Annotated in this window: 14 protein-coding genes; 4 read left to right on the top strand and 10 right to left on the bottom strand. The window is 60.4% G+C overall.

All coding sequences use genetic code 11. The annotated features are described in order from the left end of the window. The first annotated feature begins 6 nt into the window (after positions 1 to 6). Positions 7 to 408 (top strand): YbaY family lipoprotein, encoded by a 402-nt coding sequence (locus A7J50_RS06510; protein WP_064451054.1) that lies wholly within the window; start codon positions 7 to 9, stop codon positions 406 to 408. A gap of 39 nt (positions 409 to 447) precedes the next feature. Further along, positions 448 to 1137 (top strand): DUF4197 domain-containing protein, encoded by a 690-nt coding sequence (locus tag A7J50_RS06505; protein WP_064451053.1) that lies wholly within the window; start codon positions 448 to 450, stop codon positions 1135 to 1137. Between the two features lie 482 nt (positions 1138 to 1619). Here A7J50_RS06505 and A7J50_RS06500 read toward each other — a convergent pair whose 3' ends face one another. Genes A7J50_RS06500 through A7J50_RS06490 form a run of 3 tightly spaced genes read right to left on the bottom strand, consistent with a single transcriptional unit; the run spans position 1620 to position 6388 of the window. Beyond that, on the bottom strand, positions 1620 to 2213 hold the full coding sequence (locus tag A7J50_RS06500) for a LysE family translocator (RefSeq protein ID WP_064451052.1): 594 nt from the start codon (positions 2211 to 2213) through the stop codon (positions 1620 to 1622). 2 nt (positions 2214 to 2215) lie between these two features. Next, a complete protein-coding gene (locus tag A7J50_RS06495) occupies positions 2216 to 5281 on the bottom strand; it encodes an efflux RND transporter permease subunit (protein ID WP_064451051.1) in 3066 nt (1021 codons plus the stop codon). Positions 5282 to 5287: 6 nt separating this feature from the next. Further along, the gene (locus A7J50_RS06490; RefSeq protein WP_064451050.1) at positions 5288 to 6388 is read right to left on the bottom strand and encodes an efflux RND transporter periplasmic adaptor subunit; all 1101 of its coding nucleotides are present in this window, start codon (positions 6386 to 6388) and stop codon (positions 5288 to 5290) included. A 93-nt stretch (positions 6389 to 6481) separates the two neighbouring features. Here A7J50_RS06490 and A7J50_RS06485 point away from each other — a divergent pair, with 93 nt between their 5' ends. Beyond that, positions 6482 to 7117, top strand: coding sequence for a TetR/AcrR family transcriptional regulator (locus A7J50_RS06485; protein ID WP_064451049.1), 636 nt, complete (start codon positions 6482 to 6484; stop codon positions 7115 to 7117). Between the two features lie 500 nt (positions 7118 to 7617). Here A7J50_RS06485 and A7J50_RS06480 read toward each other — a convergent pair whose 3' ends face one another. Beyond that, positions 7618 to 8400 carry a class I SAM-dependent methyltransferase gene (locus A7J50_RS06480; RefSeq protein ID WP_064451048.1) on the bottom strand — a complete coding sequence of 261 codons (783 nt, stop codon included), beginning with the start codon at positions 8398 to 8400 and terminating at the stop codon, positions 7618 to 7620. A 96-nt stretch (positions 8401 to 8496) separates the two neighbouring features. Here A7J50_RS06480 and A7J50_RS06475 point away from each other — a divergent pair, with 96 nt between their 5' ends. Next, complete coding sequence (locus A7J50_RS06475) at positions 8497 to 9117, top strand: hypothetical protein (RefSeq protein ID WP_064451047.1); 621 nt, start codon at positions 8497 to 8499, stop codon at positions 9115 to 9117. 3 nt (positions 9118 to 9120) lie between these two features. Here A7J50_RS06475 and A7J50_RS06470 read toward each other — a convergent pair whose 3' ends face one another. From A7J50_RS06470 to adk, 6 genes are all read right to left on the bottom strand, one after another. Beyond that, the gene (locus tag A7J50_RS06470) at positions 9121 to 9819 is read right to left on the bottom strand and encodes an extensin family protein (protein WP_064451046.1); all 699 of its coding nucleotides are present in this window, start codon (positions 9817 to 9819) and stop codon (positions 9121 to 9123) included. Positions 9820 to 9822: 3 nt separating this feature from the next. After that, positions 9823 to 10650, bottom strand: coding sequence for an isocitrate lyase/PEP mutase family protein (locus tag A7J50_RS06465; protein ID WP_064451045.1), 828 nt, complete (start codon positions 10648 to 10650; stop codon positions 9823 to 9825). Positions 10651 to 10677: 27 nt separating this feature from the next. Further along, entirely contained in the window at positions 10678 to 11538 is an 861-nt protein-coding gene (locus A7J50_RS06460) for a DUF72 domain-containing protein (protein WP_064451044.1), read from the bottom strand. Further along, a complete protein-coding gene (locus tag A7J50_RS06455; RefSeq protein WP_064451043.1) occupies positions 11538 to 11840 on the bottom strand; it encodes a hypothetical protein in 303 nt (100 codons plus the stop codon). Before A7J50_RS06455 ends, A7J50_RS06460 begins: the two co-directional genes overlap by 1 nt. 160 nt (positions 11841 to 12000) lie before the next feature. After that, positions 12001 to 12687 (bottom strand): tRNA (adenosine(37)-N6)-threonylcarbamoyltransferase complex dimerization subunit type 1 TsaB, encoded by a 687-nt coding sequence (gene tsaB / locus A7J50_RS06450; RefSeq protein WP_064451042.1) that lies wholly within the window; start codon positions 12685 to 12687, stop codon positions 12001 to 12003. Positions 12688 to 12777: 90 nt separating this feature from the next. After that, positions 12778 to 13425, bottom strand: a complete 648-nt coding sequence (gene adk, locus A7J50_RS06445) for an adenylate kinase (protein ID WP_034118422.1) — start codon at positions 13423 to 13425, stop codon at positions 12778 to 12780. Positions 13426 to 13645: the final 220 nt, after the last annotated feature.

The following is a 13645-nucleotide window of genomic DNA, read 5'->3' as shown; positions in this document are numbered from 1 at the left end:
TGTACCATGAAAAAGATCATCCTCCTCGGCCTGACCGCCCTGCTCGGAGCCTGCCAATCCATGAACCCCGCCGCCAAAGCCAGCCTCGACGGCGAAGTGTTCTACCTGCAACGCATTGCCCTGCCGCCCGCCGCCACCTTGAGCGTCAGCCTGCAGGACGTGTCCTTGATGGACGCCCCGGCCGTGACCCTCGCCGAACAGAAAGGCCCGGTAAAAGGCCAGGTGCCACTGCCGTTTCACCTGAGCTACGACCCGGCCCACATCAAGCCAGGGCACACTTACTCGGTGAGCGCTCGCATCGAGCTGGATGGCAAGCTACTGTTTATCACCACCGAACGGCACGCTGTGCAGCTTAATGGTCAAGACCCACAACCGCTGCGCCTGCGGGTGGATGCGGTCGCACACTGATATTTTCCAGAACATAAGCCCGATCAAAAGGAAGCGCCCATGCTCCGTAACTCCCTTCGCCTCACAGCCCTGTGCGCCGGCCTGCTGCTTGGCGCCAACGCCATGGCGCTGTCACTTGGCAGCCTGTCCCAGAGCGACGCCAGCGGCGGCCTCAAGGACGCACTGACCCAGGGCGCACAGATCGCCGTGAAACAACTGGGCGTACCCGGTGGTTTCAGCAACAACCCGGAAGTGAAAATCGGTCTGCCAGGCAAGCTCGGCAAAGTGGCCGACAAGCTGAAGATGTTCGGCATGGGTGATCAAGTCACACAGCTGGAAACCAGCATGAACAAGGCGGCTGAAACTGCCGTGACCCAGGCGCAACCGATTCTGGTCAATGCGGTAAAAAACATGAGCGTGACCGACGCCAAGGGCATCCTCACCGGTGGCCAGGACTCGGCGACTCAATACCTGAACAAAAGCAGCCGCGAAGAGATCCGCGCCAAGTTCCTGCCGATCGTCAAGGCCGCCACCGACAAGGTTGGCGTGGCACAGCAGTACAACGCCCTGGCGGGCAAGGCCGCGGCATTTGGCGCGGTTGATGCCAAAAGTGCCAACGTCGAAAGCTACGTGACCGAACAGGCGCTGGACGGCTTGTTCAAAATGATTGCGCAGCAGGAAGAAACCATTCGCAAGAACCCGGCGGCTGCGGCCACCAGCCTGGCGAAGAAGGTGTTTGGCGCGCTGTAATATCTCAGAGTCACCCTTCACTCTTCTGCGCCCAGGTGGCTCCTGACACACCTGGGCGCAGTTGTCTTGCGCTAGCGAAACAGCGGATACAAAGGCCTGTAGGGCACTGGCTGCTCACAGATCGGGTATGGCTGTGGGTGCGGTTTACCGTGGCTCGGCTTGGCGGATTGGGTATGCCCTACAACTGGCTGGGCGGAATAAGGGCGGCGAGGCCCGGGCTGTCCATACACCGGTCTCTTCGCCCTGGTGGTCTCAACCTGTTTGCAAGGCAAATGATTGCCCACCAATGCCCCGAAAAACGCCTCTTTGAAAGCAGCAATCGCAGTACAAAACGACATATGACACTCCATAAACTCATTGAATCAGGCCCGACCGCCAACAGGCGAAGTCGAAACCCGTGCCTGTCCGTCAGGCAATGCTGAGTGGAGTGAAAAAGGCGAACGTTCCACAGCCGCCGATGCCTGTTTGCATCAGCATGTAAATCAATGAATGACCGAACTCGCCAGCCGCCCGATCATGATCGTTGCAAAACAGCCGATGGCCACGGATGTCGCGCGGTTGATCTTCAACGGCGTGAGCCACGTCTTCTGAATGCCTTCAAAGCGGCTGCCCAGCACGATCCACGCAGCCCCTACCGGTATCACCACCAACGCAAGGGTGGTCATGAACCCTATATAGCCTTGCAGCGAAGCAAAGGCGCTGGCCGGTGCGATAAACGAAACGATCAGCAGGCCTTTGGGGTTCATCACGGTGAGCCAGAAAAAATACAGGCCGGAAAAACCATCCCCGGTCGCAGTGATAGCACTGCTTTTGCGCTGCCACAGCTTGAACGAGACATACAACAAGTAGCAGGCCGCCGCCAGTTGCGTGATGTTCAACATCCCTGGCGAATAGGCCGCGAGATAAAGCAACGCCACGCCCCACACCGACACCTGTAACAAGTAGGCCAGGCATTCGATAAAGACCAGCGTCCACGAAGCCCGATACCCGAACAACACCCCCGCACGGAACAGCAGGGTGTTGGTCGGGCCTGGGGCGAGCAACAACAACATCAGGGCTGAAACGGTGGCCAGCATGATTACGCGACGTCCTTCCTCACTCGGAACCACGCAGCATACAGGGCTGGCAAGAACAATAGGGTCAACGCCGTCGCCACAATCAATCCTCCCATGATCGCCACCGCCATCGGCCCAAAGAACACGCTGCGTGACAGCGGAATCATCGCCAGCACCGCCGCCAGGGCTGTCAGCACAATCGGGCGGAAGCGTCGGACGGTGGCTTCAATGATCGCCTGCCATGGCGCCAATCCAGCCTTGATGTCCTGTTCGATCTGGTCCACCAGGATCACCGAGTTGCGCATGATCATCCCCGACAAGGCGATGGTCCCCAACATGGCGACGAAGCCGAAGGGCTGGCGGAATACCAGCAGGAACAAGGTCACCCCGATCAAGCCCAGCGGTGCCGTCAGAAACACCATCGCAGTGCGTGAGAAACTGCGCAGTTGCAGCATCAGCAGAGTCAGCACCACCACAATGAACAGAGGCACACCGGCCTTGACCGAGTTCTGGCCACGGGCGGAATCCTCGACGGTGCCGCCGACTTCGAGCAAGTAGCCGTCCGGCAGTTCTGCACGCACGCCTGCGAGTGTTGGCAGTATCTGCTGCACCAGCGTCGCCGGTTGTTCCTTGCCGTAGATGTCGGCGCGCACGGTGACAGTCGGCAGGCGGTTACGATGCCAGATAATGCCCTCTTCGAAGCCGTATTCGAGGGTGGCAATCTGCGACAGCGCCACGCTTTTGCCATTGTCGGTCGGCACCGCCAGGCTCGGCAGCAACGACAACTCAGTGCGCTCATGCACGGTGCCGCGCAGGAGGATTTCGATCAACTCGTTGTCCTCGCGAAATTGGCTGACGGTGGAACCGGTCAGTGAACTCTGCAGGAATTTCGACAGGTTGGCGGTGCTTACGCCAAGGGCACGGGCGCGGTCCTGGTCGATACTGAGGTAGACAACTTTGCTCGGTTCTTCCCAGTCCAGGTGCACGTTAACCACATGGGTATTTTCGCGCACCCTTGCCGCCACTTTGCGGGCCAAGGCGCGGACTTCTTCGATGTGTTCGCCGGTCACACGAAACTGCACCGGATAGCCCACGGGCGGGCCGTTCTCCAGGCGCGTGACCCGCGAGCGCAGTTCGGGGAATTGCTCGTTAAGGGTTTCGATCAGCCAGGTGCGCAGGCTTTCGCGCTCTTCGATGGTTTTGGCCAGCACCACAAATTGCGCGAAGCTTGCAGCCGGCAGTTGCTGGTCCAGGGGCAGATAGAAACGCGGCGAACCGGTGCCGACGTAGGCCACATAGTTTTCGATGCCTGCATGCTCCTTGAGCAAGGCTTCCAGGCGTTTGACCTGGTCGGCAGTGTTGCTCAGGGAAGCGCCTTCCGCCAGTTTCAGGTCAACCATCAACTCCAGGCGACCGGAAGCGGGAAAGAACTGTTGCGGCACAAATCGGAACAGCGCCACCGAGCCGATAAACAGCAGCAGGGTCAGGACAATTACTGTCTTGCGTCGACGCACACACCATTCAACCAAACGTCTTACGCGCTGGTAGAACGGCGTACCGTAAGGATCGGGGCCATCGGTGCCGTGTTTGGCCGCGTGAATTTTCGCCAGGTCCGGCAGGAGTTTCTCTCCCAGGTACGGCACAAACACCACCGCGGCGACCCACGAGGCCAGCAGAGCAATGGTCACCACCTGGAATATCGAACGGGTGTATTCGCCGGTGCTCGATTGTGCGGTGGCAATCGGCAGGAAGCCCGCCGCCGTGATCAACGTGCCAGTCAGCATGGGGAACGCGGTGCTGGTCCAGGCAAAGCTGGCGGCCTTGATCCGGTCGTAACCCTGCTCCATTTTGATCGCCATCATTTCCACGGCGATGATGGCGTCGTCGACCAGCAACCCCAAGGCCAGCACCAACGCACCGAGGGAGATTTTGTGCAGGCCGATACCGAGGTAATACATGGTTGCAAAGGTCATCGCCAGCACCAGCGGAATCGCCAGGGCCACGACCATACCGGTGCGCACCCCAAGTGAGAAAAAGCTCACCAGCAAGACGATGGCCAACGCCTCGGCCAATACTTGGACGAATTCACCGACGCTGGTTTTCACTGCCGCCGGCTGGTCCGACACCTTGCGCAGTTCCATGCCAGCCGGAAGGTTCTTCTGCAGGCGTGCGAATTCGCCTTCGAGGGCCTTGCCCAATACCAGAATGTCGCCGCCATCACGCATGGCCACGGCCAGGCCGATGGCGTCCGCGCCCATATAACGCATGCGCGGTGCCGGTGGGTCGTTGAAGCCACGGTGGATGTCGGCCACGTCTCCAATGCGGAACGTGCGGTCACCCACGCGAATCGGGAAACTGCGGATCTCATCCACAGTTTTGAAGTTGCCTGACACGCGCAGTTGCACACGTTCGGTCGGGGTTTCAAAGAAGCCGGCCGTAGACACGGCGTTCTGCTCCTGCAATGCCTGCTGCACTGCCGCCAGGGGCAGGCCGAGGGTGGCCAGTTTGAGGTTGGACAGCTCGATCCAGATTTTCTCGTCCTGCAGCCCAAGCAGCTCGACCTTGCCCACATCCGGCACACGCTGCAGTTGAATCTGGATGCGATCGGCGTAGTCCTTGAGCACGGCGTAGTCGAAGCCATCGCCGGTCAGCGCGTAGATATTGCCGAAGGTGGTGCCGAACTCATCGTTGAAAAACGGCCCCTGGATGTCCGGCGGCAAGGTCTGGCGAATGTCACTGATCTTCTTGCGCACCTGGTACCACAGGTCCGGAATCTGCGCGGAGTGCATCGAGTCGCGGGCCACAAAGGTGACTTGCGACTCACCGGGCCGCGAGAAGGAAACGATGCGCTCGTAGTCGCCAGTCTCCATGAGTTTTTTCTCGATACGCTCGGTGACCTGGCGCGAGACTTCCTGGGCGGTGGCCCCGGGCCAATTGGTCTTGATGACCATGGCCTTGAACGTGAACGGTGGGTCTTCGCTTTGCCCCAGCTTGGTGTAGGACAGAGTGCCGACCACAGCCAGCAGGATCATCAGGAACAGTACGATCTGGCGATTACGCAACGCCCATTCGGAAAGATTGAAACCCATCGGGGACTACTCCTTGGCCGCCAGATTCACAACTCGGTTGGAGCGATCCACCGGGCGCACTTGCTGGCCCTCATGAAGCACATGCACGCCCGCTGCAATCACCCAGTCGGTGGGGGCCAAGCCTTCGAGGACCGGCACGGTTTTCTCGCCAAAGGCGCCAATGCGCACCGGTGTGCGTTTCAGCGTGTTGTCAGGTTGCACACGCCAAACGAAGGACGCGCCGTTCTCCGCACTCAGGGCAGACAGCGGTACCGACAGAGGAATTACGCCGTCAGCCTGTATGAAAACTCGGGCACTCTGGCCCAGTTCGGCCGGGACTTTGCCACCCGTGAAGGCGACGCGAGCAGCGAATGTGCGCGATTTAGGATCGGCTGCGGGCGACAACTCACGGATGCGCCCGGTAAAGCGTTGGTCTGGCTGGCTCCACAACTCCACCGACACCGGCTGGCCGATCTTGAACCGGCCGAAGCCTTGCTCGGGCAGGCTGATCAGCACTTCGCGCTCACCATCGGTGGCCAGGGTGAACACGGTTTGGCCGGCGGACACCACTTGGCCGACTTCCACCGCGCGCTTGGCGACGACACCCTCCTGTGGGGCGCGCAGCACCGCATAGCCAGCCTGGTTGCTCGATACATCGAATTCGGCCTTTATCTGCTTCAGGCGCGCTTCACCGGATCGGTAAAGGTTTTCGGAATTGTCGTACTGCGAGCGGCTGACCATCTGACGGTCCATCAGGGTCTTGTAGCGGTCACGCTCGGCGCGCACCAGGCTCAGGTTGGCCTCAGCGGCGGCAACCTGGGCACGCGTGGCTTCCAGTTGCAGGCGCACATCCTGCGGGTCGAGCTCTGCCAGCGGCTGGTTAGCCTTGACCCGCTCGCCCTCCTCCACCAGCCGCTTGCTGACTTTACCGCCAATACGAAAGGCCAGGTCCGGTTCATAACGGGCACGTACTTCACCCGGGTAGCTGTCCATTGCCTGAGCGGAAGGCTGCGGTTGCACCACCATCGCCGGGCGGACAGTGGTTTGGGCCGCTTCTTCATGGCCGCAGGCGGCCAATAGGAAGACCAGGCTGACAGGCAACGCAAGAGGCAAGAAAGTGCTGCGCATGCTGAAGGACCTTTCGCAAATGGAGCTAGGAATAATTATACTGGCCGGTATGTTATTAATACCAAACTCGCCAGTCCAGTATTAAAGGTGAAAATGTCCGACAATCGAGTGAACACCAATAGCCCCGGGCGTCCCAAGGACATGGCAAAACGCCAGGCAATTCTCGAAGCAGCTAAAATTCTGTTTTTGAGCAATGGCTACGCCAGCACCAGCATGGATGCCGTGGCCCTGGAGGCCGGCGTATCAAAACTGACGGTCTACAGCCACTTCACCGACAAAGAGACCTTGTTCACCGCCGCCGTCGTGGCCAAGTGCGAGGAGCAATTGCCGGTGATGTACTTCGAATTGCCCGAAGGCATGCCGGTGGAGACTGTGTTGTTGAACATCGCGCGGGGGTTCCATCGGCTGATCAACAGCGAGGAGTCGGTGAACCTGCATCGCCTGATGATGACCACCGGCAATCAGGACGTGAAACTCTCGCAGATTTTCTTCGAAGCCGGTCCCATGCGCATGCTGCAGGGCATGGAGCGCCTGCTCAGCCGGATCGACCAGAGCGGCGCCCTGAGCATCGACAAACCGTTGACGGCGGCCGAGCATTTCTTTTGCCTGCTCAAGGGCACGGCGAATTTCTGCTTGCTGTATGGCTGCGGCGGGCCACTGAATGAGGAAGCCGCCGAAGCCCATGTGCAGGAAGTGGTGGGGTTGTTTATGCGGGCCTATAGGGCCTGAAGTCTTGTGCCGCCCGTACTGGCGCTATCGCAGGCAAGCCAGCTCCCACAGAAAAGCAGCCCTGTTTTTGATCTGCTTTTGCCCTGCTTTCGCTTCTACCACTCAGGTCGGCTTTCAGGCCGCCGTGCTCTGCTTTTGATCTGCTGTTGATCTTGATCTGACAGGCCCCGTTAACCACGATGGCCGAACGCAGGCTTGAATCCGTGGGTAACCCGGCAGGACGCCGGGTTAGCCGCACTGGGCCAGGGATGGCCCATTGCGGCGGCCCACGGATTCAAGCCGGAGTGCGGGCATGCCGAGCCCAGGCGAGGCACCGAGTGGTGGGGCAAAGCGTTTTTTGGTTACTTTTTTAGGCGCTTTGTAAAAAAGTGACCCGCCGTAAGGGCGGAACCCTAAGCCGCCGTTACCGCAGCAACGGATATGTACTCAATCTACCTAACCCCCTCACAGACTTAAAGCGACACAAAGAGTTGCGTAGATACCTATCCGCGATGAGGCCCTCAAGGCTTGAGTGCTTTCTTAGGATAGATGTCATACCGGCTCGATTTACCATCCAGCGCATGGCTCGGCTTCGGCCCTTCAATGCACGGCGCTTTGCGCGGACGCTTGACCACCACGCGGTGGCTGGCCAACGCCAAGGCGGCGGCCAGCAAGGCGGGTGCATCCGGGTCATCGCCTACCAGTGGCCGGAACAGGCGCATTTCCTTCTTCACCAGGGCGGTTTTCTCACGATGAGGGAACATCGGGTCCAGGTAGATCACCTGCGGCGGTTCGCCTTCCCAATTGAGCATCACATCGATGGAATTGCCCTTGAGCAGCTTCATGCGCGCCACAATGGGCGCCACTTCAAAATCACCCGCGCCGCGTGCCAGACCGTCTTCGAGCAGAGCGCCAATCAGTGGCTGACGCTCGATCAGGCTCATCTCGCAGCCCAGGCTGGCCAGCACGAACGCGTCCTTGCCCAAACCTGCCGTGGCATCCAGCACGCGCGGGCGCACACCCTGAGCAACGCCGACCGCCTTGGCGATCATCTGCCCGCTGCCACCGCCGTATAAACGCCGGTGAGCTGCGCCGCCTTCGACAAAGTCCACGCGCACCGGCCCCGGTGCGTCAGGCCCAAGCTGTTGGAGCTGCAGGCCATGCTCCCCGACTTGCAGGGAAAAGTCCGCCTCATCCAGGTGCAACGGCAGGCCCAGCAACGAAGCCCACTGCTCGGCACGCGCCGTAAAACCTTCGGCCAAGGCCTCGACCCGAATGCGGCTGGCCGCTGGTTGTTCGTTCATCAATCGCTACGCTCAAAAATATTAAGGATCGGCAAATAGCGGCCGATAAAAACAACAGTCAGGTATTTTGCCAGAGCTGAGCGTCGACCGAGAAAAATGTCAGACATTCTTCCCCCAACTATCGGTGTATTGCCGACCCACAACCACTACGGCCTGCGTAATACTCAAGCGCTGGCCGGCGTGAGTCATGTGTGGCAGGACTTCTTCGCCCGTGCGTTGGCCGAACAGCTCGGCGATACGCCGGACGCACTCGCCGCCAAGGCACCGGCACCGAGAGACCCGGCGGTAGAACCCAGCGAAGGCGCCGACCTGTTGTCGCAGATCCTCACCCAGCGTGAGTGCGATGTGAAGGACACCGAGATCGCCCCACCGGAGCCGCTGTTCCTGCCCATCGCCGAATTTGAAACCGAGTTGCTGCCACCGCCCCCCGCGCCGTTCCCGGCAGAAGAAATCGTCGCCCTACAGCGCCAGCAGAATTTTGAAAGCGGTTGGGTACGCCCGATTGTTCTGAACGCTGGTCAACCAAAGCCTGCGCCAGGCCCGGCACCGGAACCACAGCCCTTGCACCTGCCGATTGCCGAGTTCGAACTGGACTTGCTGCCACCACCCGCCACGCCGTACCCGACCGAAGCACTGGAAGCGCAACAGAAAGCGCTGGACTTCGATTACAACTGGGCGCGTCCACTGATCCTCAACAACCTGCGCCTCGCCGCATAAGCCTCAGCGGCACACCCACCAGGGCCCCATGTCCAGATGGAAGTGGTTGCGATGAGCAGCGTTGTAGTCCGGGCTCAACACCACGTTGAAATCGGCGCAGGCCCCCTCTCGCACCTGCCGCAAAAAACGCGCGCCATCGCCTTCCCCCGGCCAGTCTTTGAGCACACTGATGCTGCGTCCATCCGCCAGGCGGAAGCCGGCAATATCCAGGGCATTGGCCGAGGCATGTTGACTGAGCCGCCCGTCTGCGCGGTTATACAGGTTGCGACAGGCAAAGCTGCCCAAGTGATCGACCCGCGTCACCGCCTGGCCAAATACCGCCTGGGCCGCCGGTTGCAGGCTATGGCGCTCGAACAAGGCAAACGCCACGGCCAGCGGGCAGCTGGCGAGAAAGCTGCTGCTCAAGGCCACGTCGGCGCCTTGCACACGCAAGACGTTGCGCAATGGGCACGCGGCGTCAGCGGGGCTGTCTGCCTGACGGATGACGCGCAAACCAGACGTTTTCAACACCTCGTCGCACAGCGCCGGATCATCCTGCAGCCGCCCGAGCTTGAACCGCGTCAACACGTTCGGGCTGGCGCGCACATCCAGCGGCGCCCAGGGATTCCATTCATTGGGCAACGGCACCCAGCCTCGCCACACACCCAGTGCACACACACCCGCCAGCAACAGCAGCGCACCGACCACTTTAAAAAAGCGCACGGCTTAACCCTTGAAGAATTGGTTGGCCTGGCTGAACGGCATCTTGCGCTCGGTGAAGGTAAAGGTGCCCAACGCATACACCTCCTGCGCAGCTCGGTAAAACTCGCCATACGCCGCCAACGCCATGGCCGAACCGACACTGATGCGCCTCACGCCCATCTCGCTCAACTGCGCCACGCTGAGGTTCAAGCCGCCGGACATCAACACGTTCACCGGCTTGGGCGCGACGGCCTTGACCACTGCCAGTATTTCTTCGGCGCTGCGTAGCCCTGGGGCATACAGCACGTCGGCACCGGCTTCGGCGTAGGCCTGCAAGCGGCGGATGGTGTCAGGCAAATCCAGGCGGCCATGCAGGAGGTTTTCCGCGCGGGCTGTCAGCGTGAACGGGAATGGCAGACTGCGGGCAGCAGCAACCGCGGCTTCCACGCGCTCGACGGACAGATCAAAGGGATAGATTGGATCGATGGCAATGCCCGTGGCGTCTTCGATGGAGCCACCGACGATCCCGGTGGCGGCTGCGCGCAGGATGGTTTGGGCACACCCTTCGGGCGTATCGCTGAAGCCGTTTTCCAGATCAGCCGCCACCGGCAGCGCGGTCGCCCGGACAATCGCAGAAGCATTACCCAACGTATCCTCCAGCGACAACGCGCCTTCCGCATCCGGCCGCCCCAGGCTGAACGCATAGCCCGCACTGGTGGTGGCCAACGCTTCAAAGCCGAGGCTGGCAAGCATGATGGCGGAGCCGGCATCCCACGGGTTGGGCATCACGAACGCACGATCACGCTCGTGCAAGGCCTTGAAGGTTTCGGCGCGAAGGGTTTGGGCATCCATGACTCACTCCTGGCGTAAAAAGGAGCCCTAGAGTAACCCCAGTTGCTCCGCTTCGGGTTCTCGATGCAAGGTCGCCAGCGGCGGCAGGCCCGGCAAACGGGCCATCAGTTTTTCATGAAACCGCAGCGCCAGTTGCGCAGCCAGCCGGTTATCCGAGGTGTGCAGGAATACGTAGGGCGTGCGCCCCTCTTCGATCCAGCCGGCGATTTTTTCCACCCACGGCAGCAAAAACGGGTCGTTGGCCTCAAGCTCCGGATGGCCGATGAAACGCACCTGGGGAAACTGGGTCAGCGCCGCCGGGCGCGGGGGCACCTTGGGCTTTTTCGATTGGGCGTGCAGCACGGCGGCCGAGGTGGACGTGCAACTGAACAAGGCCCTGGGGTCGAGGCAGATCCGCTCGACACCACGGTCACGTAACAAGCGGTTGAGCGTGCGTTCGGCATCGCCCTTGGCGAAGAATTCCGGGTGGCGTACTTCCACCGCCAACGGGCGTTCCAGGCCATCAATAAAACCGGCGAGCTCGCCGAGGCGTTGCGGCGAAAAGCTCGCCGACAGTTGCAGCCACAATGGCGAAACACGCGCCCCCAATGGGCTCATCAGGCCGACAAAACTTTCCGCCGCCGGCAACTGTTCGCGCAAGTCGCCTCCGTGGCTGATGTCGCCCGGAAATTTGGCAGTGAAGCGAAAATCTTCAGGCATGATTTCAGCCCAGCGCTGCACCGTGGCGGCCGAGGGGCGAGCATAAAAAGTGGTGTTGCCTTCAACGGCGTTGAAGACTTGGGAGTACAGCGCGAGATAATCGCTGGAGCGCGCGTCGGCCGGGTACAGGTACTCGCGCCAGGCGTTTTCACTCCAGGACGGGCAACCAATAAAGTAAGGCTGGCGCATCAGATGTGGATGTCGAGACCCAGCACTTCCATATCCCATTCGACAAAGCCGGCGGTGGTCAGGTAGCTGGCCAGGGCGGTGGCGACGCTTTTGCTCATGGAACGGTGGAACACCATGTCTTGCTGACGGGCGGGAAGACCACTGAGACGCGCGCCGGCAGAACCCTGGGCGCTGGACTGGGCGTCGGACTGGACCTCAATGAAGTCCGGCGAATCCTCGACGGAATCGTCTACCGTCACGTTCGCCTTACGTGGCTTACGCTTGAGGGGGTAGGACTGTGAGGAAAAGCCGTCTATACGCATACATGCAGACTCGGTATCAATGATGGCAATTTAGCGGCACTTTCCGTTGTGCGCAAATGCTCTGGTGATAACTAGAACACATAATTTGTAAAAGGTTTACAAACCCGGTCAAATTCTGACGATTGGCGAAAATCGCCACAAAAATCTCGCTTTTTTGGCGTCAAATAATCCCGCGCTCAGCCTTGGTTTGCGCCACTTTATCGCGCAGATAAACCGGTGCAGCCTGATCGGCGGGAATCGCTTCGCCACGCTCGAAAGCGAAGCGTGCCAGGGTCAGCAGGTCTTCGGCATGCGGCAACATAGTGGCGTCCTGGCCGACCAGTTGCACATTGATGCGTTCGCCATAACCCCAGCCGGTACCGGCACCGAACCAGTCACCGCTAGCATCCACGGGCAACGCGCTGACTTGCGGCGGCTGCACGGCTTCCACGCCCACCAGGCGCATTTCGCCGGCCGTCTCGCGGTAGCAACCCCAATAGACTTCATCCATCCGTGCATCAATGGCCGCCGCCACTTGCGAGGCGCCGTGCTCACGCAGCGCACGCTGGGCCAGCACCGCGAGGTTGGAGACTGGCAATACCGGGCGCTCCAACGCAAACGCCAGGCCCTGCACCACGCCAATGGCAATGCGCACGCCGGTAAACGCGCCGGGGCCACGGCCAAAGGCAATGGCATCCACCGCAGCAAGGGTGGTGCCGGCGTCTTCCAGCAATTGCTTGATCATCGGCAACAGCTTCTGCGCGTGCAGGCGCGGGATCACCTCGTAGTGGCTCGTTACCTTGCCATCGTGCAGCAAGGCAACAGAGCAAGCTTCAGTCGCGGTGTCCAGGGCCAGCAGGGTGCTCATCGGTGTAGGTGTCCAAATCGGAAAAAAGTGCGCCAGTATAAACAACAACGGCCCGCAAGCGGGCCGTTGTGCATGCAGCTGATCGTTTGATCAGCTCAGCGCTTGCAGCACCTTGGCGGTGATGGCTTCTACCGAACCCACGCCAGGAATGTGGCTGTACTTCGGCTTGCCCTGTGCAGCGGACAGTTTCTGGTAGAAGTCCACCAGTGGCTTGGTCTGGGAGTGGTAGACCGACAGACGATGGCGCACGGTTTCTTCGGTGTCATCCTTACGCTGTACCAGGTCTTCGCCGGTAACATCGTCCTTGCCTTCAACCTTCGGCGGGTTGTAGACGGTGTGGTACACGCGGCCCGAGGCCTCGTGAACACGACGACCGGCGATACGCTGGACGATTTCTTCGTCTTCAACCGCGATTTCAACCACGGCATCCAACTCAACGCCAGCCTTCACCAGGGCTTCAGCCTGGGGAATGGTGCGTGGGAAGCCGTCGAACAGGAAACCGTTCTTGCAGTCGTCCTGGCTGATGCGTTCCTTGACCAGGTTGATGATCAGGTCATCGGAAACCAGGCCGCCGCTGTCCATCACGCTTTTTGCGATCAGGCCCAGCTCGGTGCCGGCCTTGACGGCCGCGCGCAGCATGTCGCCGGTGGAGATTTGTGGAATGCCGAATTTTTCAGTGATGAACTTTGCCTGAGTACCTTTACCGGCCCCGGGAGCTCCCAGCAGAATGACGCGCATCGATGTGCTCCTCAATTTTTTATAGAGATGACGCTCGGATTCGCCGCGTGGGGCCAATCTCGTAAAAATGTGGCTCGTGGAAATATCGGCCCAAGCCGATCAAAACCCCAAAGGCTGATCAAGATACACAGCGGGCCCTATCCATACAAGCCGCCGAAAGTCGGAGTAACCCGCGCAGCGCATGCGTCATAGCCAAGGTGTGCCTGAGTGCAACCCTGCC

This window comes from Pseudomonas antarctica, assembly GCF_001647715.1.
GTDB classification, from domain to species: domain Bacteria; phylum Pseudomonadota; class Gammaproteobacteria; order Pseudomonadales; family Pseudomonadaceae; genus Aquipseudomonas; species Aquipseudomonas antarctica_A.
The sequence above is the reverse complement of the archived record's forward strand: the minus strand, read 5'-3'. Positions and strand labels throughout refer to the sequence as shown.

Bases quoted from the DNA above. Each gene is read 5' to 3' on its own strand.
- adk (WP_034118422.1), bottom strand. From the start codon at position 13,425: ATGCGCGTCATTCTGCTGGGAGCTCCCGGGGCCGGTAAAGGTACTCAG.
- A7J50_RS06510 (WP_064451054.1), top strand. From the start codon at position 7: ATGAAAAAGATCATCCTCCTCGGCCTGACCGCCCTGCTCGGAGCCTGC.
- A7J50_RS06490 (WP_064451050.1), bottom strand. From the start codon at position 6,388: ATGCGCAGCACTTTCTTGCCTCTTGCGTTGCCTGTCAGCCTGGTCTTC.
- A7J50_RS06485 (WP_064451049.1), top strand. From the start codon at position 6,482: ATGTCCGACAATCGAGTGAACACCAATAGCCCCGGGCGTCCCAAGGAC.
- A7J50_RS06495 (WP_064451051.1), bottom strand. From the start codon at position 5,281: ATGGGTTTCAATCTTTCCGAATGGGCGTTGCGTAATCGCCAGATCGTA.
- A7J50_RS06480 (WP_064451048.1), bottom strand. From the start codon at position 8,400: ATGAACGAACAACCAGCGGCCAGCCGCATTCGGGTCGAGGCCTTGGCC.
- A7J50_RS06465 (WP_064451045.1), bottom strand. From the start codon at position 10,650: ATGGATGCCCAAACCCTTCGCGCCGAAACCTTCAAGGCCTTGCACGAG.
- A7J50_RS06460 (WP_064451044.1), bottom strand. From the start codon at position 11,538: ATGCGCCAGCCTTACTTTATTGGTTGCCCGTCCTGGAGTGAAAACGCC.
- A7J50_RS06475 (WP_064451047.1), top strand. From the start codon at position 8,497: ATGTCAGACATTCTTCCCCCAACTATCGGTGTATTGCCGACCCACAAC.
- A7J50_RS06455 (WP_064451043.1), bottom strand. From the start codon at position 11,840: ATGCGTATAGACGGCTTTTCCTCACAGTCCTACCCCCTCAAGCGTAAG.
- tsaB (WP_064451042.1), bottom strand. From the start codon at position 12,687: ATGAGCACCCTGCTGGCCCTGGACACCGCGACTGAAGCTTGCTCTGTT.
- A7J50_RS06505 (WP_064451053.1), top strand. From the start codon at position 448: ATGCTCCGTAACTCCCTTCGCCTCACAGCCCTGTGCGCCGGCCTGCTG.
- A7J50_RS06500 (WP_064451052.1), bottom strand. From the start codon at position 2,213: ATGCTGGCCACCGTTTCAGCCCTGATGTTGTTGTTGCTCGCCCCAGGC.